This is a genomic window from Streptomyces sp. NPDC028308 (genome assembly GCF_055565855.1).
The window spans coordinates 749,078-766,298 of sequence record NZ_JBVHTO010000001.1; the positions used below are offsets into that span (position 1 = coordinate 749,078).

Annotated in this window: 17 protein-coding genes and 1 tRNA gene; 10 read left to right on the forward strand and 8 right to left on the reverse strand. The window is 70.7% G+C overall.

Annotated features, from left to right (window positions below):
- Positions 1-5 precede the first annotated feature (5 nt).
- Both ACZ4VA_RS03140 and ACZ4VA_RS03145 read left to right on the forward strand, forming a co-directional pair.
- A complete protein-coding gene (locus ACZ4VA_RS03140; RefSeq protein ID WP_356168299.1) occupies positions 6-1,154 on the forward strand; it encodes a DUF475 domain-containing protein in 1,149 nt (382 codons plus the stop codon).
- A 193-nt stretch (positions 1,155-1,347) separates the two neighbouring features.
- Positions 1,348-2,085, forward strand: coding sequence for a TerD family protein (locus tag ACZ4VA_RS03145; protein ID WP_355781122.1), 738 nt, complete (start codon positions 1,348-1,350; stop codon positions 2,083-2,085).
- Positions 2,086-2,121: 36 nt separating this feature from the next.
- Here the strand turns inward: ACZ4VA_RS03145 and ACZ4VA_RS03150 are convergent, their stop codons facing one another.
- Positions 2,122-3,021 (reverse strand): TerD family protein, encoded by a 900-nt coding sequence (locus ACZ4VA_RS03150; RefSeq protein WP_355781125.1) that lies wholly within the window; start codon positions 3,019-3,021, stop codon positions 2,122-2,124.
- A 189-nt stretch (positions 3,022-3,210) separates the two neighbouring features.
- On the opposite strand from ACZ4VA_RS03150, the gene ACZ4VA_RS03155 reads away from it, so the two are divergent.
- From ACZ4VA_RS03155 to ACZ4VA_RS03165, 3 genes are read left to right on the forward strand one after another with little or no spacing between them, the layout of a single operon-like run.
- Positions 3,211-4,374, forward strand: coding sequence for an HpcH/HpaI aldolase/citrate lyase family protein (locus tag ACZ4VA_RS03155; protein WP_355781127.1), 1,164 nt, complete (start codon positions 3,211-3,213; stop codon positions 4,372-4,374).
- A gap of 50 nt (positions 4,375-4,424) precedes the next feature.
- Entirely contained in the window at positions 4,425-6,902 is a 2,478-nt protein-coding gene (locus tag ACZ4VA_RS03160; protein ID WP_468079442.1) for a phosphoribosyltransferase, read from the forward strand.
- The gene (locus ACZ4VA_RS03165) at positions 6,902-7,729 is read left to right on the forward strand and encodes an HAD family hydrolase (protein WP_468079444.1); all 828 of its coding nucleotides are present in this window, start codon (positions 6,902-6,904) and stop codon (positions 7,727-7,729) included. The genes ACZ4VA_RS03160 and ACZ4VA_RS03165 overlap by 1 nt, the downstream gene beginning before the upstream one ends.
- On the opposite strand, the gene ACZ4VA_RS03170 is transcribed toward ACZ4VA_RS03165, so the two are convergent.
- The 5 genes from ACZ4VA_RS03170 to ACZ4VA_RS03190 form a co-directional block, all read right to left on the reverse strand.
- Positions 7,641-8,360, reverse strand: coding sequence for a DedA family protein (locus tag ACZ4VA_RS03170; RefSeq protein ID WP_356241741.1), 720 nt, complete (start codon positions 8,358-8,360; stop codon positions 7,641-7,643). The two genes, ACZ4VA_RS03165 and ACZ4VA_RS03170, sit on opposite strands and share 89 nt — an antisense overlap.
- A gap of 156 nt (positions 8,361-8,516) precedes the next feature.
- Positions 8,517-8,741: an FmdB family zinc ribbon protein gene (locus ACZ4VA_RS03175; RefSeq protein WP_402381887.1), complete on the reverse strand. Its 225-nt coding sequence runs from the start codon at positions 8,739-8,741 to the stop codon at positions 8,517-8,519.
- A gap of 89 nt (positions 8,742-8,830) precedes the next feature.
- Complete coding sequence (locus tag ACZ4VA_RS03180) at positions 8,831-9,463, reverse strand: DUF4383 domain-containing protein (protein ID WP_355783661.1); 633 nt, start codon at positions 9,461-9,463, stop codon at positions 8,831-8,833.
- A 179-nt stretch (positions 9,464-9,642) separates the two neighbouring features.
- The gene (locus ACZ4VA_RS03185; RefSeq protein ID WP_356168288.1) at positions 9,643-11,067 is read right to left on the reverse strand and encodes a coiled-coil domain-containing protein; all 1,425 of its coding nucleotides are present in this window, start codon (positions 11,065-11,067) and stop codon (positions 9,643-9,645) included.
- A gap of 74 nt (positions 11,068-11,141) precedes the next feature.
- Positions 11,142-11,969, reverse strand: coding sequence for a DUF4097 family beta strand repeat-containing protein (locus ACZ4VA_RS03190; protein WP_355783667.1), 828 nt, complete (start codon positions 11,967-11,969; stop codon positions 11,142-11,144).
- Positions 11,970-12,173: 204 nt separating this feature from the next.
- On the opposite strand from ACZ4VA_RS03190, the gene ACZ4VA_RS03195 reads away from it, so the two are divergent.
- A tRNA-Val gene (locus ACZ4VA_RS03195) sits at positions 12,174-12,248 on the forward strand.
- A gap of 180 nt (positions 12,249-12,428) precedes the next feature.
- On the opposite strand, the gene ACZ4VA_RS03200 is transcribed toward ACZ4VA_RS03195, so the two are convergent.
- Entirely contained in the window at positions 12,429-12,932 is a 504-nt protein-coding gene (locus tag ACZ4VA_RS03200; RefSeq protein WP_355783670.1) for a cupin domain-containing protein, read from the reverse strand.
- Between the two features lie 561 nt (positions 12,933-13,493).
- Here ACZ4VA_RS03200 and ACZ4VA_RS03205 point away from each other — a divergent pair.
- From ACZ4VA_RS03205 to ACZ4VA_RS03215, 3 genes are all read left to right on the forward strand, one after another.
- Positions 13,494-13,889 carry a hypothetical protein gene (locus tag ACZ4VA_RS03205; protein WP_468079449.1) on the forward strand — a complete coding sequence of 132 codons (396 nt, stop codon included), beginning with the start codon at positions 13,494-13,496 and terminating at the stop codon, positions 13,887-13,889.
- Positions 13,890-13,992: 103 nt separating this feature from the next.
- On the forward strand, positions 13,993-14,538 hold the full coding sequence (locus ACZ4VA_RS03210; protein WP_356241748.1) for a GIY-YIG nuclease family protein: 546 nt from the start codon (positions 13,993-13,995) through the stop codon (positions 14,536-14,538).
- A gap of 850 nt (positions 14,539-15,388) precedes the next feature.
- Positions 15,389-15,859, forward strand: coding sequence for a GNAT family N-acetyltransferase (locus tag ACZ4VA_RS03215; protein ID WP_355783685.1), 471 nt, complete (start codon positions 15,389-15,391; stop codon positions 15,857-15,859).
- 245 nt (positions 15,860-16,104) lie between these two features.
- Here ACZ4VA_RS03215 and ACZ4VA_RS03220 read toward each other — a convergent pair whose 3' ends face one another.
- Positions 16,105-16,458, reverse strand: coding sequence for a hypothetical protein (locus tag ACZ4VA_RS03220; RefSeq protein WP_355783253.1), 354 nt, complete (start codon positions 16,456-16,458; stop codon positions 16,105-16,107).
- Positions 16,459-16,757: 299 nt separating this feature from the next.
- Between ACZ4VA_RS03220 and ACZ4VA_RS03225 the strand changes: the two genes are divergently transcribed.
- On the forward strand, positions 16,758-17,207 hold the full coding sequence (locus tag ACZ4VA_RS03225) for a MarR family winged helix-turn-helix transcriptional regulator (protein ID WP_356168278.1): 450 nt from the start codon (positions 16,758-16,760) through the stop codon (positions 17,205-17,207).
- Positions 17,208-17,221: the final 14 nt, after the last annotated feature.

Genomic DNA, 17,221 nt, shown 5'->3' on the forward strand with positions numbered 1-17,221 from the left:
AGCCAGTGCTTCTGAAAACCTTCGGCTGGTCGTTTGCGGTCACCGCACTCGGCCTGGTCGCGGCGGTGCTCTACGGGGGGTGGACCGGCTTCGGCATCGTGGCGATCCTGTCCGTCCTCGAGATCTCGCTGTCCTTCGACAACGCGGTGGTCAACGCCGGAATCCTGAAGAAGATGAGTGCCTTCTGGCAGAAGATCTTCCTCACGGTCGGCGTGCTGATCGCCGTCTTCGGCATGCGTCTGGTCTTCCCCGTCGTCATCGTGGCGGTGACCGCCAAGAAGAGCCCGATCGACGCGGTCAACCTCGCGCTGACCGACAAGGACCAGTACCAGCAGCTGGTGACCGACGCCCACCCCGCCATCGCCGCCTTCGGTGGCATGTTCCTGCTGATGATCTTCCTCGACTTCATCTTCGAGGACCGGGACATCAAGTGGCTGAGCTGGCTTGAGCGCCCGCTGGCCAAGCTCGGCAAGGTCGACATGCTGTCGGTCTGCATCGCGCTCGTCGCCCTGCTCATCACCTCCATGACCTTCGCGGCCAACGCCCACCAGCACGGCGGCGCGCACGCCGACAAGGCCGAGACGGTCCTGATCTCCGGCATCGCGGGCCTGATCACGTACATGATCGTCGGCGGCCTCTCCGGCTACTTCGAGGACAAGCTCGAGGAAGAGGAGGAGCGCGAGCACGAGGCCGAGGAAGAGGCCAGGAAGACCGGCAAGAAGCCGTCGGCGGTCGTCCTCGCCGGCAAGGCCGCGTTCTTCATGTTCCTCTACCTCGAGGTGCTGGACGCGTCCTTCTCCTTCGACGGTGTGATCGGCGCCTTCGCCATCACCAACGACATCGTGCTGATGGCGCTCGGCCTCGGCATCGGCGCCATGTACGTCCGGTCGCTCACGGTCTACCTGGTCCGCCAGGGCACCCTCGACGACTACGTCTACCTGGAGCACGGCGCGCACTACGCTATCGGCGCCCTCGCCGTGATCCTCCTTGTCACCATCCAGTACCAGATCAACGAGGTCATCACCGGCCTCGTCGGCGTCATCCTGATCGCCTGGTCCTTCTGGTCCTCCGTGCGCCGCAACAAGGCGCTCGCGGCGGCCGAGGGAAAAGGGGAGGCCTCGGACGACAGGACTGAGGTCTCGTCCGGGGTGTGACACGCACCGGGTCCGGGGGTTGGCACCCCGCCCGTTGAGGAACGCTCTGTGCGGGGCGGTCGTCGGGGACGAGTCCTCGGTGCCGCCCCGCACGGCTGTGCCCTTGACGACGTCACGGGCGCCGCACGCACCCGTGCCCGGTGCGGGGACCGGCACGGCCACGACGTAGGCAGCACGCACTGTGGGGGGCGCAATGAGTTTCTGGGAAGACCTGTGGCGCGGACGGTCGGCGGACTTCGACTCGGGCAGCGCCTCGACCAACGCCATCGAGCTGACCAAGCGGCACCGGCAGGTGTCGCTCACCAAGCAGGGCGCCGCCACCGGCAACCTGCGCATCAACCTGTCCTGGCGGATGCGCACCTCCGACATCGGCGGGCCCGAGCGCGGCAGCCTGCTGCGCCACCCCTTCCAGGCGTTCCGGCCGGAGGTGGTCCAGGCGCACACGCAGAGCATGGTCAACGTCGACCTGGACCTCGGCTGCATGTACGAGCTCACGGACGGTTCCAAGGGCGTGGTCCAGCCCCTGGGCGGCTTCTTCGGCGAGCTCAACGCCCCGCCGTACGTCAAGCTCAGCGGCGACGACCGCTTCGGCTCCGGCTCCGGCGAGACGATCTTCGTCAACCTCGACCACCGCGACGACATCAGGCGGCTGCTCGTCTTCGTCTACATATACGACCAGACGCCGGCCTTCGACCGTACGCACGCCATCGTCACCCTCTACCCGAGCAACGGCCCCCGGATCGAGATCGGCCTTGACGAACGCCATCCCCAGGCCCGGTCCTGCGCGGTCGTGATGATCGAGAACAACAAGGGCGAGCTGACCGTGCGGCGCGAGGTGAAGTTCGTCTACGGCTTCCAGGCCGAACTGGACCGCCTGTACGGCTGGGGCCTGCAGTGGGGACGCGGCTACAAGTCGAAGGTCGACCGCTGAGCGCCTTCCGCCGGCCGGGACCGGCGGAAGCCCTGGTCAGCGGCCGATGAACTGAGGACCCTGCGGCGGCAGCTCGAAGTCCGGGTCCGGCCCGGGACCCACCGGCTGCGGGTAACCGTACGCGGGCGGCTCGGCGGCCGCCGTCTGCTGCTGGGGATAGCCGTAGGCGGGCTGCGCCGGCGGGGCGGCGGTCTGCGGATAGCCGTACGCGGGCTGCCGTGTGGGCTCCGGCGGATAGCCGTAGGCGGGCTGCGAGGCCTGCTGGGGCACCGGCGCGGGCTGCTCGGGCGGCAGCGGAACCGAGGTCTCGGGAGAACCGGCGGGCGCCGCCCACGTCTCGTCCGTGGCACCGGCCGGAGCGGCCCAGGTGCCCTCGGGCGCGGAGTCGGGCTCCGACTCGTCCACCGAGATGCCGAAGTCGGTCGCGAGGCCCTGAAGCCCGTTCGAGTAGCCCTCGCCGAGCGCCCGGAACTTCCACCCGTCACCGCGTCGGTACAGCTCCCCGCAGATCAGCGCCGTCTCCGCGCCGGTCTCCGGCTTGATGTCGAAGTACGCGATCGGCTCACCGTCCCCGGCCGACGCGTCGTACAGCAGGATGCGCAGCTCGCGTACGCGGTCGAAGGTGACACCGTCGGCCGAAGCGACCAGCAGAATCTGGCCGACCGCGGACTCGACCCCGGCCAGATCCGTCTGGATCGTGTCGGTGAGGCCCTCGGCGACCCGCTTCTTGCCGAGCCGCCAGACCTTGGCCGAGGGGTGCCGGGGCTGGTTGTAGAAGACGAAGTCCTCGTCGGATCGCACACGACCGTCGGGGCCGAGGAGCAGCGCCGAGGCGTCGACGTCCGGCACGCCCTGCCCGGGCGCCCAGCGCAGCACGGCACGTACCGCCGTGGCGTCCAGCGGGACGTTCGACCCCTTCAGCATCGCGTGCGTCATGCGGTCATCCTGCCCTCTGGGGCCTGGTCACGACAACGCGGGGTACTCGGCTCCCGCACAGGAACAGCAGGCACCGGACACAGCCGAGTTACCAGAACTTCATGCTCGCCGGGAACTCTTGACACAGATATCTACGTACTATTACCGGCCACATCACGTCAGGCCGTCTAGCCGCCACGGGGGAGTCTCATGCGTCATTTCGGGCACGTCGCCCCTGAGGTGCGACAACGCCTCTTCCACCAGGAGCCCTGCGTCTTCGGCGCGGACTCCCCGGCCCACGTCCTCGCCGCGGCCCTCGGCGCCACGCTCTACAGCCCCGCGACCCGGCCCCGCCTCGCCGACGACATCGTCAAGCAGTCCGGGCGCGGCGTCGTCTCCATGGTCCTCTGCCTGGAGGACTCCATCGACGACGCCGAGGTGGCGGACGCCGAGGAGAACCTGGTCGGGCAGTTCACCGACCTCGCCGCACGGCCCGGCGTCGAGCTCCCGCTGCTCTTCGTACGGGTCCGCGCCCCCGAGCAGATCCCGGACCTCGTCCGGCGGCTCGGCCCCGCCGCCCACCTGCTGTCCGGATTCGTCCTGCCGAAGTTCACCGAGGAGCGGGGGACCCCGTTCCTGGAGGCCCTCACCGCCGCCGAGACGGCGAGCGGACGGCGCCTGTTCGCCATGCCCGTCCTGGAATCGCCCGGCCTGCTCCACCTGGAGTCCCGCCGCGAGACCCTGGAGGGCATCTACCGCACGGTCGACAAGTACCGCGACAGAGTCCTCGCGCTGCGCCTCGGCGTCACCGACTTCTGTTCCGCGTACGGACTGCGCAGAGCCCCCGACATGACGGCGTACGACGTCCAGATCGTCGCCTCCGTCATCGCCGACGTGGTGAACGTCCTCGGCCGGGCCGACGGCACGGGATTCACCGTCACCGGCCCCGTCTGGGAGTACTTCCGACTCCAGGAGCGCATGTTCAAGCCGCAGCTGCGGCGCAGCCCCTTCACCGGAGCGGCCGAGGAACTGCGCACCACCCTCATCGAGCACGACATGGACGGACTGCTGCGCGAGATCGCCCTCGACCGCGCCAACGGACTGCTCGGCAAGACCTGCATCCACCCCTCGCACGTCCTGCCCGTGCACGCGCTGTCCGTCGTCAGCCACGAGGAGTACACCGACGCCCAGGACATCCTGCGGCCCGACCGCCTCGGCGGCGGCGTGCTCCGCTCCGCGTACACGAACAAGATGAACGAGGTGAAGCCGCACCGCGCCTGGGCCGAGCGCACCCTCCAGCGCGCCGAGGTCTTCGGCGTCGCGAACGAGGACATCGGCTTCGTGGAGCTGCTCGCCGCCGGACTGCCCGCCTGAACCGGCCCGGACCGACCGGCCCGCCGGCCGACCGACCCAGCAAGGAATCGATGAACAACGTGGTGTGGACGGGAACCTGGGTCGCGCGGCGGCTCGGGGTCGAACTCGTCGGTGATGAGAAGCTGCACGACCTCCTGGGGCTCGCGCTGCGGCGCAACCCCAAGCGGGCGCACCTCCTCGTGTCCAACGTGCTCGGCAAGCACGTCCCGCAGTCGCCCTCCGTGGTCCACGGCCACGGCTTCGCCCTCGGCCGGCGCGTCCGCGACCTGCTGGGCGACCAGGCGGACACCGCCGTGGTCCTCGGCTACGCGGAGACCGCCACCGGCCTCGGGCACTGCGTCGCCGACGGCATCGGCCTCGCCCCCTACCTCCACTCCACCCGCCGCGCCGTCCCGGGCGTCGCCCAGGCGGGCGGCTTCGAGGAGTCCCACTCCCACGCCACCTCCCACCTGCTGCTCCCCGAGGACCCCGGCCTGCTCGCCGGCTCCGGCCCGCTGGTCCTCGTCGACGACGAGTTCTCCACCGGCAACACCGTCCTGAACACCATCCGCGCCCTGCACGAGCGCTACCCGCGCGAGCGGTACGTCGTCGTGGCCCTGGTCGACATGCGCTCCGCCGCCGACCTCGGGCGCCTGGACGCCTTCGCCCGCGAGATCGGCGCCCGCGTCGACCTGGTCACCACGGCCTCCGGCACGGTGGCCCTGCCCGACGGCGTCCTGGAGAAGGGGCAGGCGCTGGTCGCCGCCCACGAGACCGACCCGCCCGGCCGCCCCGCACCGGGGCGCGCGGGCACCGTCGGCCGCGTCGCGCTCGGCTGGCCGGACGGCGTGCCCGACGGCGGGCGGCACGGATTCACCCCCGAGGACCGAATACGGCTGGAGACCGCGCTGCCCGCCATGGCCGCCCGGCTCGCCGACGCCCTGCCCGAAGGAGCGCGCCGCGTTCTCGTCCTCGGCTTCGAGGAACTGATGTACGCGCCGCTGCGGCTGGCGACCGAGCTGGAACAGGCCGTGGACGCCGAGGTGCGGTACTCCACCACCACCCGCTCACCCGTCCTCGCCGTGGACGACCCCGGCTACGCCATCCGCAGCCGCATCGTCTTCCCCGCCCACGACGACCCGGACGACGGGCCAGGACCGCGCTACGCCTACAACGTCGCCGGTGCCGGATTCGACGCCGTCGTCGCGGTCGTCGACTCCACGGCCGACACCCCCATGCTGCACGCCCCCGACGGTCTGCTCGCCCAGCTCGCCGCCCACACCCCGGCCGTCCTGCTCGCCGTCGTCCCCTCCCACGTCCCGTCGCAGGCGCCCGGCCCCGGAGACCCGCCGCACGCGGCCCCCCGGCCGACCGCCACCGAAAGGCCCTCCATGCTCCCCGAGCCCCTCCGCGGCCCCGCCTTCTCCTCGTACGCGCCCGACGAGATCGGCTGGCTGCTCCAGGACCTCTCGGACGTCCGCCTGGAAGCCCCGACCGAGGAGCGCGAGGAGGCGATCCAGAGCGGCGGCGCCCACTACGCCGAGTCGCTGCCCGTGGAGTACCAGCCGAGCGAGCAGTACCAGGAGCTGTTCCACGCCGCGCTCGGCACCTCCGCCGCCCGCATCGCCGAGGCCGTCGGAGCCGTCACCGAGCTGGTGCTCGCCGAACGCTCACCCAGACCCGTCCTCGTCTCCCTCGCCCGCGCCGGCACCCCCGTCGGCGTCCTCATGCGCCGCTGGGCCCGGCACCGCCACGGCCTGGACCTCCCGCACTACGCCGTCTCCATCGTGCGCGGCCGGGGCATCGACGCCAACGCCCTGCGCTGGCTGGCCGCCCACCACGACCCCGCCGACGTCGTCTTCGTCGACGGCTGGACCGGCAAGGGCGCCATCACCCGCGAACTCGCCCAGGCCGTCGAGGAGTTCGAGGCCCAGGACGGCATCACCGGCTTCGACCCCGAGATCGCCGTACTCGCCGACCCCGGCTCCTGCGTACGCACCTACGGCACCCGCGAGGACTTCCTCATCCCCTCCGCCTGCCTCAACTCGACCGTCTCGGGCCTGATCTCCCGCACCGTCCTGCGCGCCGACCTGGTCGGCGAACACGACTACCACGGCGCCAAGTTCTACCGCGAACTCGCCGGCTCCGACGTCTCCGCCGACTTCCTCGACGCCGTCGCCGCGCACTTCCCCGACGTCACCGACGCGGTCGACGCCCGCGTCAAGGACCTGCTGTCCGCCGACCGCGCCCCCACCTGGGAGGGCTGGGCGGCCGTCGAGCGGATCAGCGAGGAGTACGCCATCCACGACGTCAACCTCGTCAAGCCCGGCGTCGGCGAGACCACCCGCGTCCTGCTGCGCCGCGTCCCCTGGAAGATCCTCGCCCGCGCCGGAGCGGGCGCCGACCTCGACCACGTACGCCTGCTCGCCGAACAGCGCGGCGTCCCCGTCGAGGAGGTCGCCGACCTCCCCTACACCTGCGTGGGACTGATCCACCCCAAGTTCACCAAGGGCGCCACCGGTGCCGACGGCAAGGCGGTGACGGCCTGATGACCACGCCCCGGGTGCTCGTCGCCAGCGACCTCGACCGCACGCTCATCTACTCCTCGGCCGCGCTGGCCCTCGCCATGCCCGACGCGGACGCCCCCCGGCTGCTCTGCGTCGAGGTCCACGAGAGCAAGCCGCTGTCGTACATGACCGAGACCGCCGCCGGACTCCTCACCGAACTCGGCACCACCGCGGACTTCGTCCCCACCACCACCCGCACCCGCAAGCAGTACCAGCGCATCACCCTCCCCGGCCCCGCCCCGAAGTACGCGATCTGCGCCAACGGCGGACACCTGCTCGTCGACGGCGTCTCCGACCGCGACTGGCACGCGCGGGTGACCGCCCGCCTCGCCGACGAGTGCGCCTCCCTCGACGAGGTGCGCGAGCACATGGCCGCCACGTCCGACCCGCTCTGGGTCCGCAAGCACCGCGTCGCCGAGGACCTCTTCGTCTACCTCGTCGTCGAGCGCGCGCTGCTGCCCGAGGACTGGGTGAAGGAACTCGCCGTCTGGGCCGAGAACCGCGGCTGGACCGTCTCCCTCCAGGGCCGCAAGATCTACGCCGTCCCCAAGCCGCTCACCAAGAGCGCGGCCGTACGGGAGGTCGCCCGCCGCACCGGCGCCGACCTCACCCTCGCCGCCGGGGACTCGCTCCTCGACGCCGACCTGCTGCTCGCCGCCGACCGGGGCTGGCGTCCCGGCCACGGCGAACTCGCCGAGGCCGGCTGGACCGCCCCCGCGGTCACCGCTCTTCCGGAACTCGGGGTCGCCGCGGGGGAGCGGATCCTGCGGGAGTTCCTCGCCGCCTGCGACCGCCCCCACCGGGCCTGAGCACCCGCACCCCGACGAAGACCAGCACCGCGAGCACGGCGAGCGCCAGCACCGCCTTCGAGTACGCGGAGACGACACCCGTGACGGCCGTCCAGTTGTCGCCCAGCAGATAGCCCGCGAGCACGAAGGCGGTGTTCCAGATCGCGCTGCCGAGCGTGGTCAGCCCCAGGAACACCGGCAGCGGCATGCGCTCCACGCCCGCGGGCACGGAGACCAGACTGCGGAAGACGGGGATCATCCGCCCGAAGAACACCGCCTTCGTCCCGTGCCGCAGGAACCACGCCTCCGTCTTCTCGACGTCGCTCGCCTTCACCAGCGGCAGCCGTGCCGCCAGCGCCACCGTGCGGTCACGGCCGAGCAGCGCCCCGACGCCGTACAGGGCGAGCGCGCCGATCACCGAGCCCAGCGTCGTCCACACCAGCACGGCCGGCAGGCCCATCCGGCCGCTGCTCGCCGCGAAACCGGCGAGCGGCAGGATCACCTCGCTCGGCAGGGGCGGGAACAGGTTCTCCAGCGCGATGGCGAGGCCCGCGCCGGGGGCGCCGAGCGTGGCCATGAGATCACTGACCCACTGGGGCGCGCCGCCCTGAGCGGGCCCGGCCGCCGTGGTCGCCGCTGCGATGGCTGTCATGGGGCCACGCTAAGGAAGCGAAGCTGAAGGGAGCCTGAGGAGACGGGGAGGGGCCCGGCGGCTGCGGCTGCGGCTGCGGCTGCTGCGGCGGGGAGGCGAGGAGCGTGGACGGGCAGAGGGGACGGGAACGCAGGAGTCGCCGTCCCCTCGCGTCACTCAGCCGCAGCAACCCCCGCCGCAGCAGCCGCCCCCGCCACCGCCGCCCGCACGGGGCGCCGGCGCGGGGGCCGAGGAGGAACCGCCGACCGCGACGGTCGACAGGAGCTTCACGGTGTCGTCGTGACCGGAGGGACAGGCCGCGGGGGCGGAGGACTCCGCCATCGGACGGCTCATCTCGAAGGTGTCGCCGCAGGTCCGGCAGCGGTACTCGTAGCGAGGCATGCGCACAGGCTAACGGGCGCGGCCCGCCACGGGGAGGCGCGCCCGGGGGGCGGGCGCCACCTGCCAGGGGAGGGCGCCCCCTGGAGCCCTCAGCCGGAGTGTGAGCCGGAACCGGAACCCGGCCCGTGCCGTTGCACGTCGCCGGACGGGCTGACCCGCTGGATGCTCTTCGCCTGCTCGGCCGCCTTGATCCTGGCGCGCACCCGCTCCTCGTTCTCCGCCTGGTCGGGATGGCGGGAACGCCAGTACGGATTGTCGTGCGGCAGGGCCGAGCCGACCCTCCCGTACATGCCGAAGAACATCAGCATCACGCCGACCACGAAGCTGAACAGCACGTTCGGGATGCGGAAGGCGAGGAAGTTGTCGTCGGTGTCGAGCAGCGCCAGGTTCACGAAGCCGCTCAGGATGAAGAGGACGCCGACGACCATGTTGACCGTGGAGGCGAAGTTCCCGCCGATCACCATGCCGACGAAGAGCAGCACGCCGACGCAGATCGACAGGACGCTGAGCGCGCCGTTCGTGCTCAGGCCGGCGACGGTGTCCCCGTGCGTGTCGAAGAACCCGACCTTGTCGATCAGGCCCAGGATGCCGAACGCCAGCAGGACGAGGCCCATCAGTCCGGCGCCGACCCGGTAGAACTTGCTGAGGCGGTGGTCGACCGGAAGATGCTCGTCGAACCGGATACGACGCTTCGAGCCCTGGTGAAGTACGTGTGTGGCCATGTTCGCCTCCCTCTGCCACCAGCGGAGGTGTACGTACCCCTCAGGATCCGCCCGATGGCCCCCGACCGGCAACATCAGGCCGCACCGGTCACCGGCGGCGGGCCCCGGACCCCAGCGCCCGCACGGGAAAACGGACCGTGACGTCCCCTGTCGGCCCTGTCGGCTTCGCGGACCGGTGATCAGGCCCCGCCGCCGCGCTGCTCACGGATCAGCCCGACCACATCGGCCACCGTCCGCCGTACCGCCTCGGTCTCCATCAGGAAGTGCCAGTAGTCGGGGTGGCGGCCCTCCAGCGCGGCGACGGCGCGGTCCAGCCGGGCCACCGAGTCGTCCAGCGGACGGGCGTGCCGCGGGTCAGGGGTGCTGCGGCCCGTCATGGCGAGGCGCTGCGCGTCACGGATCGCGAAACGGGTGCGGTCGATCTCGTGCTGCGGGTCCTTCGCCACCGCGTTCAGCCGCTGGAGCCGGTCACCTGCCGCCGAGACGGCCTCGTCGGTGTGGTTCAGCAGGGCCCGCGCCGTGGACAGCAGCGAGGTCGCGTCCGGCCAGCGCTGGTCGTCGCGCGCCGCCTGCGCCTCCTTCAGCTTCAGCTCGGCCTGCCGTACGTTCTCCGCGGCCAGCTCCGGCACGTGCTGCAGGTCCTGCCAGCAGGCGACGGTGAACCGCCGCCGCAGCTCGCTGAGCACCGGTTCGACCTGCCCCGACCGGGTCGTCAGCGCCTCGGCGCGGGTGCGCAGCGACACCAGCCGGTGGTCGATCTCCGCGGCCCGCTCGGGCAGCCGCTGCGCCTCGGCCCGTACGGCCTCGGCCTCGCGGGCGACCCGCTCGGCGCGCTCCAGCGTCTCCGCCACGCCGTGCTGTCCGGCGCCCTGGTTGAGCCTGGTCAGCTCGGGGCCGAGGGCGGCGAGCCGGGCGGCGAGGTCGTCGGCCCGCAGCTTCGAGCTCCGTACGGCGTCGAGGGCGTTCGAGGCGGCGAGCAGGGACTGGCGGGCACGCTCGACGGACGGGGCGAGCCGGGCCAGCTGCGTCTCGGCCTTGCCCAGCAGGGGCGTGAGTCCCTGGGTGAAGCGGTCCAGCTCCTGCCGGACCCGGCCCAGCTCGTCCTTGGCGGCGGTCAGCTCGGTGCGGGCCTGGGCGGCGACGGACGCCTCCAGGTCGTCCCGGTCCAGGTCGTGGGCGTCGACCGCCTCGATGTACTGGTGGCTGGCCTCGTCGATGCGCCGGCCCAGCGCCTCGAAGTCGGAGACCGCGCGGCGGGCGGCGGGGGAGTCGTCCACGGCCCGGATGGTCTCGATCGAGATCCGCAGGTCGCGCTGCGCGGTGTCGAGTTCGTAGAAGGCGGCCGCGGCGGCGTCCTTCGCGGCCTGCGCCTCGGCGCGCTGGCTCTCGGAGCGGCCGCCGAACCACCGCCGGGTGCCGCCGCCGGCGAAGGCGGCCGGCAGCGCGAGGACGGCGAGCAGCGGCAGCGCCATGAGCGTGAACGCGTCACGGGCGGCGCGGGCGGTTCCGGCGGCGCTGCCGGCCCGTGGGACCCGGGGGCGACGACGTGTCTGCTCCGCACCTGGCACAAACGGCGTGTACGGCTGCGAAGGTGTCGCCGTCACATCCCTCTCCCGTGCTGTCATCCGCCCTACCCGGTGTCATTCTCCCACCCGATAGAGACGAACACACGGGGTCATCAGTTCGCGGTTCGTACCGTGACCTTCCCGTCCCCGCTGCGGGCGGACACGACGTGGGTGCTGCCGGCGTCGCGGGGCACGGACACGTGGACGGCACCGTCGTCGCTCTTCGTCGTCACCCGGTACGTCTCGCGGGGCAGCGCGATCGTGATGGAACCGTCCTCGGTGCGGGACTCCACGAGCTGCGGTACGGAGCCCAGTTCGAGGTGCACGGAGCCGTCGTCGGTCGTGGCCCGGACCCGGCGCGAGCCGACTCCGACGGCGCTGATCGAACCGTCGGCGCTGTGCAGGTCCAGCGGGCCGGTGGAGTCCGTCACGCGGACGGAACCGTCGGACGTACGGATGCCTAGGGGAGCCGCGAAGCCGCTTGCCGTCACACGTCCGTCGCCGTCCTCGACCTTGACGGCGATGCCGCGCGGGACCTCGATCCGATGCTTGGCGGAGCAGTCGGCGACGACGCCGGAGCACTTCATCCGCAGGACGAGCCGGTCGTCCTTCATGTCCCAGGTCACCTTGGGCTCCCCGCCCATGACGACGCTCCCCTTGAACCACCGGGTGACCTCGACCTGGTCGGCCTCGCCCGAGTCCGCGACCACGAGTTCCAGGGCGGAGTCGTCCGAGTCGACGGTGAGGGTGCGGCCGTGCAGGGCGAAGGAGCGGTGCTCGGGCTTGTCGTCGTCCCCGGCGTCGGCCCCGCAGGCCACGGCGCCGGCGCAGAGGCCGACGACCACGGCGGAGGCGGCCACGCCCCGGACCGCCCGGGTGAGCGGTGCGCTGCGGATGGTGCGGGTACTGCGGGCGGGCGCTGTGCGGGCCGTACGGGCCATGTGGATCTCCCCCTGAACAGAACACGGAAGTGCGCCGGGCCCTTGGGGCACACGCTCTTCCGACGCTCTCCGACCGTACGGATCCGGGACCCCCGGGAGGATCCGGCCCACTCCCGGATCCGGGGTGGGGATAACCCCCGCCCAGGCCCCGTATACGGGTTTGCGGGACAGGCCCTCGGGCAATGTAGGCTGTCGACTCGTCCTGGGCGCGTAGCTCAGCGGTAGAGCGCCGCCCTTACAAGGCGGATGTCGGCGGTTCGAAACCGTCCGCGCCCACCAGTCTCAGGACACGGACGAGGCCCAGGTCAGCCGGTGTGTATCCGGGTGCCTGGGCCTTGATCTTTCTGGGCGACTTCTCGACGCCGTGCCACTCACGTGCCAGATGGTCCTTGCGGGGGCCGCTTCACCCTCTTAACGAAGAGGTCCATGCCTCATCCGTACCCGACCGTGCGGGAAACGCTATTCGCCGATGAGCTTGAGTCGGTACCTGTCGGTCAGTTCGGCGACCCACTCGTCCGAGAACTCGAGACCATACTGCTTGGCCAGCTCGGAGCGCCGCTGGACGAACTCCGCAGGATCGGCCGCAGTCTCGGCGATCGTGCCCATCTCGTCGAAGAATCGCTCGAAACCTGCGGGGGAGAGGATTTCCAGGATCCGCGCCGGTTCCGGTCCGGCGTTCCAGAAGGTGTGCAGGGTTCCTCGTGGCTTGAGGATGTAGGAGCCCGGACCCGCCGTGGCCTCCTGTTCGCCAACCCGTGCACCGACCTGGCCCTGAAGGACGTATGAGAATTCGTCTTCACGGCTGTGCACATGCGGCGGGACGAGACGGCCCGGCTCGATCGGGTGCTCGACGACCGAGAACTGGTTACCGGTCTCCTCGGCCCAGATCCTGAAGTCGACACCGATGCCCCCGAGCCAGATCGACTTGCCCTCGTCCGGTTCGACTACAAAGCGAGTCTTCACGACGGCCTCCTAGATGTCGCTTCTAGTGCCTATTAACACTCTATTCCGGTCTCAAGTCTGAGTCGCCAGCACTACTGAGTGGCCCGGGGCGGCGGCCGTTGCGGCGGTGACCGCGCGGTGCAGGCCCCCGAAGCCGAACAGGCAGCACTATTCCGTTGGTTGAAATGTCGACTTAGTCGACGATCTCCGTGCCGCACAGCTCGACCTGTGCCGGACGCGTGTTGAGTACGCGGCGCTATGTGGGGTCCTGCCATGCTCGGGGGCCCCGGAGCCCGGCTGGGCGGGAGAGAAGCGTGTATTGCTGTCGGAGGCACGCCGACTTCCGCGAGTACCTCGAAGCCGTGCTTCACGCACTGCCCAGGAAGAGCGCGCGTGAGTTGCGCGCCTCGTGTGGGCTCTGGACGGGAAAATTCTGGCAAGGGCCAAGGTGATCCCGGCGGAGGGCCGGGACGTGCCCTGGTGGCGAGGTCAGCTCTAGGACCATGGGCGGCCGGGAACACAGTTGCCGTCCGCCCCCCCCACGAGCGCACCCGGATATCCACGCTGCCTAGACTCCCCGCCGTGGCATACGAGTTGAACTCCCTGCTTGGTCGACTCGTCGGATTTCGGCTGTACTCGGTGGAATTCGTCATGGACTATGTCCAATTGCGATTCGATGGTCCGACCGACGACATGCCCCTGCTCACGTGCGATGTGCTGCCGACGGTCACGCTGTCGGGGAAGGCGATTTCGCCGGCGGAGGCCGGCTGGGCTGATGCGCTTCGTGCACTCATCTCGCAGAATGTGACCGCCACCCATGAGAAGACCGGCATCGGGGTCAAGGTCGACTTCGGGACCGGCTCCGTGCAGTTGCACCCCGCCGCCTGCGAAGGTCCCGAGATCGCGATGCTCAATGGCTTTGCGGATCGCTCCTGGACGGTCTGGCGGCCCGGTGAAGAGGCGTTCGAGGACCTGTAGCTTCTCCCGATGTGGCGGCCGTCGACCAAGGCCGGGATGCCGTCTGCAATGCGTGGCCGGCCGGTAGTCTGCAGCCGGCTGCCCTCTCGACCTTGGAGGCCGCGTGGCTCGTACCGCTCTCACCGAACCGGATCGGCTGTGGTCGGCGCAGGAGGTCCTGACGCGTCCCAGCCCGGTTCCGGCGGCGGCCGGGGTCTACGGATGGCACTTCGAGCAGGCTCCCTGTGCAGAACTCGGCGCCGGGCGACTGCTCTACGTCGGCATAGCCCCGCGGTACATGGCGAACAGGACCAGCACGCAGAATCTCCGCAAACGGGTGCGCTATCACTACCGTGGGAATGCGGCCGGATCGACGCTTCGGCTCACCCTCGGTTGCCTGCTGGGACTTGAGCTGCGCCGGGTAGGGAGCGGAAAGCGCATGACCTTCGGTAAGGCAGGGGAAGCCGTCCTCAGCCAGTGGATGGCGGAGAACGCCCGAGTGTGTTGGATCGAGCACGAGGAGCCGTGGGTCTTGGAGTCGGTACTCATCTCACAGCTCGACCTGCCACTGAATCTCGACCAGAACCGTCACAACCCCTTCCATGGGCACCTCAAGGAATTGCGTTCCCAAGCCAGGCAGCGTGCAAGGGAGTTGGCAGTAACTGCATAGGCCGACCGGCGGCCTGACATCACCGACTGACATCAATAACGGCGCGCACCTGCGGGATTGCGATGGCAGGCGCCCCGCCGTCGGAAACCAGTGATGGACAGACTGCCGGTGGCAAACGGGGGTGACACCGACCTCGGGATCGGTTCCCTGGCTCCGGGTAGCCAATTGGAGCGATGCCATCGACGACACCGAACGGCCACCGCCTGGGGCCGGAAGTTCAGCACAGCCTGACCAGGCACGCAGCCTTCGGCGCAGCCGATCACCTGTGGTGCACGCCCCGGTTGGCTACCTTGGAGATGACTCGACCGAGGGGTGACGCATGCGGCCACGCACTCATCCGCCCACCCCGTGTCCCAACTGCGGCGCGGCAACCGACCGCGTCCTCACCGTGTTCGTCCCCACCACGACCGACGAGCACGAGCTCTTCCGCATCACACACAGCACTTCGGAATCACTGCCCACATACCTCACCTGTGCAGACTGCCGTCACGAGTGGGCATGGGAGCAAGGGACCGGTACCCCGAAGGCTGACCCGGTCGTCAAGACGCCACCGACCTCTGCTTGAGGTGCCCCACCGAGGTGACCGGACGCCGCGGCGGGAAGCCGCGAGGTCGCGCGCGCCATCGTGCGTCGCGAGGCCGTCCTGAACTGGGACGACCCGGCGAAGATCGTCATCGATCCGGGTACGTCCTCTCCTGCAAGGTGGACACCGCCGACGGCGCTGCCGCCTCTACAACGGCTGCCTCACCCCCGAGTTCGGGGCGGACCGCGCGTCCTCGCGTCCGGGGGACGGCCCGGAAGCTGTCCCCCGGGGTGCGCGGTCTCCGTTTCGCCCTCTTAGGGTTCCGGCATGATTCGTTCACCTCGGCTGGCAGAGATCACCCCGGACAACTTCGACGCCGCGATCGGTCTGCGGGTCCGGGCGGACCAGGAGCACCTCGTCGCGCCGGTCGTGAAGTCGCTCGCCGAGGCGTACATGTATCCAGGCGTCGCCTGGCCCCGCCTCGTCCTCGACGGTGACCGGCCCGTCGGCTTCCTCATGGCGTTCTTCGACATCGACTGGAAGGGCGACGGCAGCGGCACCGACCTCCGCTCCGGCCTCTGGCGTCTCAATATCGCCGCCGGCGAGCAGGGCCGGGGCTACGGGCGCTTCGCCGTCGAGTCCGTGTCCGCCGAGATCCGCCGTCGCGGCGGCACTGTGCTGACGACCACCTGGCACCCGGGCGAGAGCGGTCCTGAGCGTTTCTATCTGGGGCTCGGGTTCCGTCCCACCGGGGAGACGAGCGGCGGCCAGACGGTCGGCGTGCTGGAGCTGAGGTAACGCCGCCACCGGCTCGTCGGAGCGGAGTGGGGGAGGGTTCCGGGGGGGCGGGTCCGGGGCTAGGGCCTGTCGTTTGGATCAGGCCGGTGTCGCGGGGTCTGGCACGCACATCTGCGGCGTTGTCGTCGGTCGCCGAAGCTCCGCTTCGACCCCCTCCTCCGCCTTGCAGCTGCACGCACCAGACCCCGCTCGGGCCGACCGGGACGAACCCTCTGTCACGGCCGACCTGATCCAAACGACAGACCCTAGGGCCGGCTCGTGTCCGGGTCGGGGGTCTCCCGGGCGTGCTTCAGCCTGCTGCGGGCGTCGACCTTCTCCGCGGTCGCGACCTCGTCCCAGAAGCGGTGGCAGGTCACGAAGACGGCCAGTTCACGTTCGCGTTGGCGGAGCTTCTCCACCTCGGCCTGTTCGTCGGGCGTCCAGCCGGGGGACGCGGGGCGTTCCACCTTGCGCCAGCCGTGGCCGTCGCTGAAGCCGTCCAGCGGCTCCACCGACCAGGGGAGTCGCTTGAGCAGGGCCAGGAGCTCCGCCCGGACCTGATGCAGCTCCTCCTGGCCGGCCAGGAGGTCACTCGGGAAGTCATAGGGGGTCGCTGCCACGCCGCAATGCTACGCCTGTTCGATTTAGTGATGCGAGTTCCTCCGGTGACTTCACGCGAACGGGTCGGCGTCGGATTCCGGCCACCACTCGCGGCGCCTCGGGCGTCGCTCCGCATCGCACGGCCCCAGCACCCCGGGTGCGGCTCCTTCCACGGCGGACGCCAACCGGCCCACCACGGCGTCGAGTTCACCTCGCCCCCCTTTACGTAACCGGGCTGCGCAGTTCGAACTGGTCAGGTGGAACTGGACAGGCCAGCCTGAAGGTTTTAGCGTGGGCGCATGATCGATGGAGCGGGCGCATGACCGACGAAGGCGTGGGGATCTCCGACTCCGCCGCCCGGGCCGCGCAGGATCTTCGCGTGGTCTTCAGCCGGCTGCGGCGCCGAATCCGCGAGGTCGCGGAGACCCAGGACCTCACGCCCTCCCAGGTGTCCGCGCTGACCCTGCTGAGCAAGAGCGGGGCCGCCACGGCCAGTGGGCTGGCCGCCGCCGAAGGGGTTCGCCCGCAGTCGATGGCCGCGACCCTCGCCGCGCTGGACCGGCACGGGCTCATCGCGCGCAATCCCGACCCCGGGGACGGGCGGCGCCAGCTGGTGACGCTCACCGACGCCGGTCGCGAGTACGTCGAGGGCAACCGGCAGGCTCGTGAGGAATGGCTGGCCCGGGCGTTCCAGGACCGCTGCACCGAAGCCGAGCGGCAGACCGTCATCGAGGCGATCGCCCTGGTGGAACGGCTCACCCGGCCATGAGCCCCTCAGTCGGT

Coding starts and splice junctions, on each gene's coding strand:
- ACZ4VA_RS03145 (WP_355781122.1), top strand. CDS start 1,348: ATGAGTTTCTGGGAAGACCTGTGGCGCGGACGGTCGGCGGACTTCGAC.
- ACZ4VA_RS03150 (WP_355781125.1), bottom strand. CDS start 3,021: ATGACGCACGCGATGCTGAAGGGGTCGAACGTCCCGCTGGACGCCACG.
- ACZ4VA_RS03155 (WP_355781127.1), top strand. CDS start 3,211: ATGCGTCATTTCGGGCACGTCGCCCCTGAGGTGCGACAACGCCTCTTC.
- ACZ4VA_RS03160 (WP_468079442.1), top strand. CDS start 4,425: ATGAACAACGTGGTGTGGACGGGAACCTGGGTCGCGCGGCGGCTCGGG.
- ACZ4VA_RS03165 (WP_468079444.1), top strand. CDS start 6,902: ATGACCACGCCCCGGGTGCTCGTCGCCAGCGACCTCGACCGCACGCTC.
- ACZ4VA_RS03170 (WP_356241741.1), bottom strand. CDS start 8,360: ATGACAGCCATCGCAGCGGCGACCACGGCGGCCGGGCCCGCTCAGGGC.
- ACZ4VA_RS03175 (WP_402381887.1), bottom strand. CDS start 8,741: ATGCCTCGCTACGAGTACCGCTGCCGGACCTGCGGCGACACCTTCGAG.
- ACZ4VA_RS03180 (WP_355783661.1), bottom strand. CDS start 9,463: ATGGCCACACACGTACTTCACCAGGGCTCGAAGCGTCGTATCCGGTTC.
- ACZ4VA_RS03190 (WP_355783667.1), bottom strand. CDS start 11,969: ATGGCCCGTACGGCCCGCACAGCGCCCGCCCGCAGTACCCGCACCATC.
- ACZ4VA_RS03215 (WP_355783685.1), top strand. CDS start 15,389: ATGATTCGTTCACCTCGGCTGGCAGAGATCACCCCGGACAACTTCGAC.
- ACZ4VA_RS03225 (WP_356168278.1), top strand. CDS start 16,758: ATGACCGACGAAGGCGTGGGGATCTCCGACTCCGCCGCCCGGGCCGCG.